Here is an 8,168-nt window from a genome sequence, read left to right as displayed (position 1 = left end):
TATAGTAAAAGAACCTAAAACAAAATTTTTGATTGGTAAATTTACCCCATCAGATAATGTTGTGGTACATGCTAAAACATTTATTAAATTTTCTTTATATGCTTTTTCTATTTCTTTTCTTACTTCAATAGGTAAATCTCCATGATGATAAGCAACCCCATATAATATGCTATTGACTAGAGGATGTTCACTTCCTAGTCGGCTATCTAAAAATTCTTTTAGTTTATTTATTCTCACATCTTCTTTCAAAGGAAGATATTTTTCAGCATATTCAATGAAACGCTCTAAATCTATTTTGGTAAAAAAATATACCAACACTTTACCGTTATTCAATGTATTGATGAACTTAAAACAACGGTCATATTTTGTATCATATTTATTATTGCTTTTTTTCCACCGTCTATTTGAATTTTTATATTCAACTATTATATCTGTAATTACGTCTTCTATAGCCCTTCTTCTTTCAAGATATTTATAAATAAGGCGATATGGAGTTATTTTTTGTCTTTTTTTATCACTAATTCTTATATATTTAGTACGGTCAGTATCAGGAATTAATACACCATAAACTCTCCTGCTTGGAGTCCATTCCGATACTATAGGCCTAAACTCATCATTTTCGAGCCAAACATTAACTTCTTCACTATTGCTAACAATAGCCGACATTAGAATAATTTTAAAACTATATTGTTGTTGTTTAATCATAAACCATGTAATTAGTGTTTCTAACAACCAACCCCTACTGTTATCAGCCACTTTATGAAACTCATCGAAAATAATTAACTTTATTCTTTCAATAAATTCTTTATGTCTCCGTAACAATAAATCAAGTTTTTCAGGAGTTACTACAAGAACATTTGCTTGGCTTAATAAATCATTCTCATATTCATTTTCATCGGTATCAAGAACTGATGTAACATTATATCCAATTTTTCTTAACCTATAGAACAAGTTACCTTCAATCTCCGACATAAGTGCTCGTGTTGGGGTTACATATATACATACCTTATCTTCCGATAACTGTAGCGACTTCACTATCGCTAATTCTGCGACAAAACTTTTTCCTGCACTTGTGGGCATAGAAATAAGTACTCTTTTTATATTTTCGCTAAGATAATTAAATCCTTTATTATTGCATCTCAAAGCATCTAATTGGGATTTCCATAATTCATATACATTTCTACTATCATACTTTGTGAGAACTTTTATATATTCATTTGTAAAGCCTTCACGTAGAAGTATTGACCACACACTTTTACTGTGCATTCTGTGTAACACTTCACTCAATAATGAAATATAAAATAAGGTCTCTATATCATCCAGTTGTATTAAAAAATTCTTTAATTCTTCCATATTTTCAAATATGATTTTATTATCAAGCCCGTCAACAAATGAACGAGCATTTAAGATTAAGATTCTGTTTAAAAAATCCCATATAGTATTTTTAGATAATTTAATTGATAAATCCAGTTGATTTCTATCTTTATATATTGTTTTAAATTCTCTACCTAAAGTAAGACAAATATATATCCATGATTTTTTTACATCAATACCCAAACTGGGTATTTTGTCATTTTCAATAATCGACTTCAACCTTCTACCTATGACCGCTGCACTTGCTTCTTTATCTGACAAACTGTATGAAACTGATGAATAAAATAAGTACTGTCGCTTTTTTTCAAAGTCTTCAAACTCTACATCTGCAAGCAACTCAAATATTAGACCAGCAATATTTAACCCTTCGATATAAAAGTCTTGAGTATATCTTTTCATTTCTTCACTTGTTACATTTGTTAACAAGGAAAGTAAATACATTGAAATACTTTCCATAGAAGTACGGTCTATATTATCTACTTCTTTTCTATTAAGTATAATTCTTTGTATGTAAAAATGAAGGTCAATAATAACTTCCCTAACCCTTTCAACTTCTTTTTTATTCTCGATAATATCTTTTAAGCAAAGATATAACTTATTCATATCGATAATTTTGTCCATATTACTTCCAACACTCTTTCTTTAATATCTTTCATTCCTTTAATTCCAATTAATTTTATTCTTCTACACTCACTGCTATCATATAAATGAGTTACACATTTAGCACGAAAGTTTTGAAATACAGTTTTTCGTGGAGGAGAGTTTCTCCCATAATTAATAACCCCCGCAAATCTTTTATGTTTTGTTGGATTTTTATTCATAAAGTATATGGGCATTCGGTTTATAAATTTCTTTAAATCTTCCGGTGCGCTATACTTCGTCCGTTCTTTAAAAGCATTAATTGTTTGATGTATTAGATGCACAGGTCTCTCTATTAATGAATCAAGAATTTTGTCAGGGTAATCATCAATTGTATCATCAGTAGTTTTAACTTCGCCAATAATAAAATAATAGTCAGAATCACATTTTCTAATTTCAACATAATCTAAGCCTGGTTGCTTCGAATATGTTTTTGGGCAACTCGGTTCAATTATTACCTTTTCATCTTCAAGACATTGTTCTCTTACAATATAAAACAATACCTCACCAAAATATCCATTAAATGCTTCTCGGTCTAGAGATTCAATATAATTTTTTGTTTTATTATACTTAGACTGGCTTATCATCCCATCAAAAAAAATATACTTAGCAAGGCGCTCTTTTTCTTCTTTCTCTAATTCAATTTTATTATCAATTGCTTGCTGAAATTTATAACATAAATCTTCACCATTATCTTCCAATATCAATTCCCCATTACAGCGTAATCTACAAATTAACTTAGCGAATTCAACTATAAAACGCTGTACATCATCTTCTTTTAAATCTTTTTTCCAAAGCAGTGTAATTGTTCTGCATTTATTATGCTCATAGTACTCACTTATATTAAACCAGTTATGTAAATCAGGAAATTGTTTCATAATAGTCTAACCCCACAAAATCTATTTATAGTTTATATTAATTATAGGACAAGTTTCATAATTTTTCCACAAAATTTGTCAACAAAACTATCTTGAATATTCTTTATAATACTGTTACTGACACAATACTACAAAGAACGATAATTAAGAACTCTATATGGTTAAATTTTTTACTTATATATTTTTATGGTATAATTTAATAAAAATCATATATAGCGAGGTAATAACTTTAATGAAAAAATCAAAAAAGAAAATTGAGCAATCGACTGAAAACAATCAAAAAGAAACCGAAAATCTCATGGACGCTGTAATCAATGAAAATATAGAGGCTTTTAAGGAATTAGCAAAACAAGATTGATTTTTACGCCTGTTTTTCAAATAGTATTATCCACGAATTTAGTGTTAAGTTTAATAAGCCGAGAATTATCTCGGCTTATTCTTAATCGTCTTCTTCAACTTCCTGATTTAAATACTTCTCTTCATATAATTTCTTAAGTGGCTCAAATTTCTTCTTTTCCAATAACTTTGTATGACCTGTTGAAACGATGGCATCAAGTGCTTCTTCGTCTGTTACAACCTCTGCATAATCTCTTTCGCCTTGCCAGTCTGTACCATGAATCAATACATATCTGCCATCTTTTAGTTTTGTAATACCAAGATGACGCCCAGTGCTTCCACAACTAAAGTTTCTGCCATCCCAGAAATCGAGGTCGTTATTATATTTAACCACTGCAACCAAATCACCAAATTCATTGACTACTTTTACCATAAGAACCAACTCCTTTTCTTTTATTTGCTAACAGCGGCCGACTGTTTGCTGAATTTTTACTTTCTATTTTTAGTATAACAGGTGTTTTTTAAAGGCTTCGTATTATAAGGCTGTTTTTTTGAAATTGTAATAAAAATGTAATATTTGAGCGCTTCGTCTATGCTCTCCAAAACAACCACCTGATTTCAAATAATTTTATTGATATTTTATACACAGAATTAAAAAAATCAAATTTTTATATATATTTTTTAGATTATTACATCAAAAACAATGTTTTGAAACTTCAATGGCAACCTAGAGGAAAGTTATATACTAATAAGGCTTATAATTTTATACAATTTATTTTTATTCCTCATAATTTCTAAAAGGAGAAACAATAAGACCCCACCCCAATAGTTAGGTTCTTATTGTTTCTCCTTTTTACAAAAAATCTATGCAGAAATTTGATTTTCATAGCACAGCAAATATAATACTTAAAAATCAAACATGGAGTCGCTAATCGAAACGGCAAACACTTTATTTTTAAGCGGAGATTTATAAAATACTACCGTAAATTGCCTCAATGTAAACGGAAAACACAATATCTAGTGACTCCTCTGAAAAGGAGGAGTTTAATCTGCATAAGGATGTCCGGGATGCAATTACCAACTGGCTGGAAATAAGAAAGAACATTAAAACGGAATATGATAACCTCTTTATTTCCGAACGCAAGACCCCTTACACTAGGTCAGGAATCTGGAAGATTTTTAAAAAATACTGTGAACAAATCGGGATTACTGATGTAACTATCCATTCCTTCAGACATTATTTTTGCCGAACTTTACTCAAAAATGGCGTTGATATTTCTGTAGTTGCCAAGTTAGCAGGTCACTCTTCAGGTTTTGTTACGGCTCAGGTATATACCATTCCAAGACAAGAAGAATTGGAGGCAGCAATAGAAACATTAGTTTAAGGCTTAAAAAAACAGGCTCATTTTGCCTGTTTTTTTGCTATCTATAATACTTTCTATTTTCGTTTTATAATGCCTATTATTGCAGAAATGCTGACAATTGTGATACATACTATTAGACTTATTATTACATACTTCATAACTCCTAACCTGCTTCCTGTACCCTTTACTCTTTACAGGATTTAGGGACAAGGGATAAGGTTTAACCTCATCTTTTCCCTTACCCCTTGTCATCTAACTCTGCTGCTTTATCACCTTCCACTCTCTTCTGTTATCTATCATTAAATACATTGTAACTATTAAGAACGGTATAATAGCCAGTAACCTGTATTCATAAAACATTCTCTGATAAAAATAATAAAGCAGGAAAAATACTATATATGCAACTGCGGTTGGTATTACTATATTAAGCATAATATTTATTTTCTTTTTCATCGATAATCATCCCCTCTGTAATATAAATTTATAAGATAATTGTAGCGCGCATAAAAAAATTTGTCAGGTCCAAATTTATAAAATGTCATGCATTTGTAATAAAGTCTGCCAAAATTTTTGTCGCCTTAAAACACTTTCAATTCCTTTATACATAAGCCTTTTCCCATCTCAACTAATATACATATAATTAATAGGGTTCAGGGCATAAGGTGTTAAGGAAATAGGAGAAATATGACTTATAGGAACAATAGTAATCTTATAGGATTTTTTATTCGATGTTAAATACCATTTTCTTTAGTTCGTCTATACTGCAAATGCTGGTCACCATCTGAAGCCATTTCATTAATGTGTCCTCGTTGTTTTGTTTCGCAATTGCATAGTAGATGTCATCAGGTAGGACGTTAAATTTCTCCAAAAGTATTATAATTATTGATTCCCGCATTCCCTCCTTAACCCCTGCATCTTTTATACTTAATCCTACCTCCGTATCCATGAGATATTCCTTTAAAACCTCAACCCCTTGTTTACCTATTAATCTCGATACAATTTCTGAAATTACTGTTAAGTACGCTATCCTTTCTTCTTCATCCTTTATTTTCCCTATGATTGACATAACCTTCAGCAACACTTCATTAAAAGGTAAGGAATTCTTCATAAATGGAAGAAATACCAGGCTCAGTTTGTCAGCCTCATTAATAGGAAAACCCGAACTAATTTTTTGACTAATTTCCTTATGCACTCTTTCTCCATCAAGTCCTGATAAATCTACAATTTGAGTATTATAATAAACTGAACCAAAACTCCTCTGAAAATTGCTATTTTGCTTGCTTCCAAAATTCAGAATAACAGTCTTTACCTGCATCCTATATCTCAATACTATGCTCATGTCATAGGTCAGCATGCTCTGGAGGTCAGGTTTTATTTTATCACTCATAATTTCCATGTGAAGCAATGTATCATCCTCAAGTAAAAACATCAATAATGGTAGTTTATAATTCTCTATCCTTTCTACTTCTGCTATTTCCTTTATCATTGGCAACTCTAACCCAATCCACTTGAATGATAATCCTTGGAATATCTTATTAAAGCATTTTTCATTAAAACTCTCTTCCTGAAAAGTCACTCTCATATCCATCACCTCTAACCTTGATTTTATCGCCTCGAATTTTCTTTCAAAAAATAAAAAAGCACATTCTCCTTAATTACTGCCAAAACGAATCTGGCTGTATAAAGAGAATATGCTCTCCGCCTGTGTCACTAACGCTATTGTAGCGCATATATATAAAGAAAACAATCATATTGTAATTATTATTGGTAAACTATCCAATTTATCTTAACCTTGTAATCCTTCTACCCTATTTAAAACTTTTGCCTATATTAATTTGACTTCCCATACACCTGTTACTATAATATTTCAAATTTTCGTGAGGGAGTGGTCGATGTGATAAATTTGGAAGTTTTCAGAATAGAACTAAATTACCTGCAACAGGTTGTGGGGAAGGAATTAGGGAATAAGGATGCAAGGAAGTTAAGTGAAGCAATCACTGGATTAGTCACTTGTTTCCTTAACCCTGCTACCTATTATTCCTTATCCCTTTCTTACATTCAAATAGTAGAACAGTATCTATGTCAAGTTCAGCCAAAAACAGAGCCTTATGAATATAAACTAATGCTTAACAACATCCCTACAATAAGGAATTTTTTAAAGAAAGTAAAACTTGAGATGTCCATATCCTAACAAAATAAGGCTTTGTAGGATATATAACCTTATCCCCAAAGCCTTATGCCTTTATCCTGATTTTCTTTAACCCTAACCACCTTGTTCCCTTATAAACTGAAATAAGTCTGAATTATCCATTTCCCTAAAATCATCGGCTTTTATAATATTTGTTAGAATTATCGAGGTGTTATTTTTACTCATTTCACCGACTAAAGTAAATCCAAAATCTTTATCATAAGCAATTACAAAATCCTGGTCTTTTTCTATTTCTATCGTTTCTAGTTGTTTTATAATGTCTTCTTTTCTTAATTCATATTTATCAACTAGTTCAGTGCATTCTATAATAACCTTATTCATATAATCAAACTACTCCCTTCTTATTACTATACGCTCTATTATATTGTAAGAACCTTAAACCTTTCAACCATATTCCAAAACACGTCTTTGGTAGTATCTATACATATTTATGTTCTTTGTTCCTTATCCCTTACCCCTATCCCCCTTTAACACCTTCGTATATATTCCATTCTTAAGCCTGTATACCGAATCCGAAACCTTATTCGGGTCGTTATCTGTTTTTATTAAGTATTTAAGTAGTTCCTTATTGCTATAATTAAATTTTGCGACGAGAAAAGAGGAATTGCTTGGAACTGCGATTAGTATATCATCTCCAACTTTTCTTTGTATCTGTTTTTTCATTGCTTCTGATAAAAGCAGTGAACTGGCATAATCGGTGCTGTACTTTAGTGAATATACCGGTATGCCTTTATTTAAAGGCACAAGAGCAGCAGTCATCTTACTAATATTTTCTATAGCCTTTTGTTCAAGTAAATTAAAATCCACATCGTCATCAATAGTAAAAAACCGAAATACATCAGTCATATCCGCAACATAAAGTACATCTAAATCCTCGAAGGCTCTTTTCCTATAAAACTGTATTTTTGCATTATTGCCAAAATCAGTATGTTTCAATATAGGATACACATTATTGTAGTCTACTCTAAATTTATATTGATTTAATATTTCATTTGAAATCTTTATATATAATCTCTTTATGCTTTCAAAATCCGTAACCTGGTATTCTTTATACATGCTATTGATTGGCAATTCAACATGGGTTAATCCAGTACCAAGACGGATAAAACTATTTTCTATACTCACTTCAGGAAATACTTTCTTAAAATCTTCTGAAATATTCTGTACAAATTCTTGAACCGTAAGCATTCTTTCATCTCCTTCAACTGCATTTTTATACTCTACCCTCTAAAACCTAACAATAAAATGAAGTTCTCTTCCATAGATATCATCGTCTATTAAATTTCTATATCTGCCATTTCTGAAAATACAACATCAAGTCTTCCACCACATATTTATTATAAATAAGCAAAAAGGTACATCTCCCTT

At 30.7% G+C, this 8,168-nt stretch carries 10 protein-coding genes; 3 read left to right on the top strand and 7 right to left on the bottom strand.

Annotated features, from left to right (window positions below):
• Nucleotides 1–1,995 (bottom strand): DEAD/DEAH box helicase (locus HHT355_RS13400; RefSeq protein WP_146039197.1); only part of this gene is annotated, 1,995 nt, incomplete at its 3' end.
• Nucleotides 1,974–2,891 carry a hypothetical protein gene (locus tag HHT355_RS13395; protein ID WP_034843390.1) on the bottom strand — a complete coding sequence of 306 codons (918 nt, stop codon included), beginning with the start codon at nucleotides 2,889–2,891 and terminating at the stop codon, nucleotides 1,974–1,976. The genes HHT355_RS13395 and HHT355_RS13400, both read right to left, overlap by 22 nt.
• 232 nt (nucleotides 2,892–3,123) lie before the next feature.
• Between HHT355_RS13395 and HHT355_RS13890 the strand changes: the two genes are divergently transcribed.
• Nucleotides 3,124–3,249, top strand: a complete 126-nt coding sequence (locus tag HHT355_RS13890) for a hypothetical protein (RefSeq protein WP_278320060.1) — start codon at nucleotides 3,124–3,126, stop codon at nucleotides 3,247–3,249.
• An 81-nt stretch (nucleotides 3,250–3,330) separates the two neighbouring features.
• Here HHT355_RS13890 and HHT355_RS13385 read toward each other — a convergent pair whose 3' ends face one another.
• A complete protein-coding gene (locus HHT355_RS13385) occupies nucleotides 3,331–3,660 on the bottom strand; it encodes a hypothetical protein (protein WP_034843395.1) in 330 nt (109 codons plus the stop codon).
• A 580-nt stretch (nucleotides 3,661–4,240) separates the two neighbouring features.
• On the opposite strand from HHT355_RS13385, the gene HHT355_RS13995 reads away from it, so the two are divergent.
• Complete coding sequence (locus HHT355_RS13995) at nucleotides 4,241–4,612, top strand: tyrosine-type recombinase/integrase (protein ID WP_278320062.1); 372 nt, start codon at nucleotides 4,241–4,243, stop codon at nucleotides 4,610–4,612.
• A gap of 231 nt (nucleotides 4,613–4,843) precedes the next feature.
• On the opposite strand, the gene HHT355_RS13370 is transcribed toward HHT355_RS13995, so the two are convergent.
• Nucleotides 4,844–5,044 (bottom strand): hypothetical protein, encoded by a 201-nt coding sequence (locus HHT355_RS13370; protein ID WP_103203933.1) that lies wholly within the window; start codon nucleotides 5,042–5,044, stop codon nucleotides 4,844–4,846.
• A gap of 268 nt (nucleotides 5,045–5,312) precedes the next feature.
• On the bottom strand, nucleotides 5,313–6,173 hold the full coding sequence (locus HHT355_RS13365) for a hypothetical protein (protein WP_103203932.1): 861 nt from the start codon (nucleotides 6,171–6,173) through the stop codon (nucleotides 5,313–5,315).
• A 312-nt stretch (nucleotides 6,174–6,485) separates the two neighbouring features.
• On the opposite strand from HHT355_RS13365, the gene HHT355_RS13360 reads away from it, so the two are divergent.
• Entirely contained in the window at nucleotides 6,486–6,782 is a 297-nt protein-coding gene (locus tag HHT355_RS13360; protein WP_199179201.1) for a hypothetical protein, read from the top strand.
• Nucleotides 6,783–6,854: 72 nt separating this feature from the next.
• Here HHT355_RS13360 and HHT355_RS13355 read toward each other — a convergent pair whose 3' ends face one another.
• Nucleotides 6,855–7,121 carry a hypothetical protein gene (locus tag HHT355_RS13355; RefSeq protein WP_103203930.1) on the bottom strand — a complete coding sequence of 89 codons (267 nt, stop codon included), beginning with the start codon at nucleotides 7,119–7,121 and terminating at the stop codon, nucleotides 6,855–6,857.
• A gap of 123 nt (nucleotides 7,122–7,244) precedes the next feature.
• Entirely contained in the window at nucleotides 7,245–7,988 is a 744-nt protein-coding gene (locus HHT355_RS13350; RefSeq protein ID WP_103203929.1) for a DUF1444 family protein, read from the bottom strand.
• Nucleotides 7,989–8,168 lie beyond the last annotated feature (180 nt).

Source organism: Herbinix hemicellulosilytica, assembly GCF_002904165.1.
Lineage (GTDB): Bacteria > Bacillota > Clostridia > Lachnospirales > Lachnospiraceae > Mobilitalea > Mobilitalea hemicellulosilytica.
The sequence above is the reverse complement of the archived record's forward strand: the minus strand, read 5'-3'. Positions and strand labels throughout refer to the sequence as shown.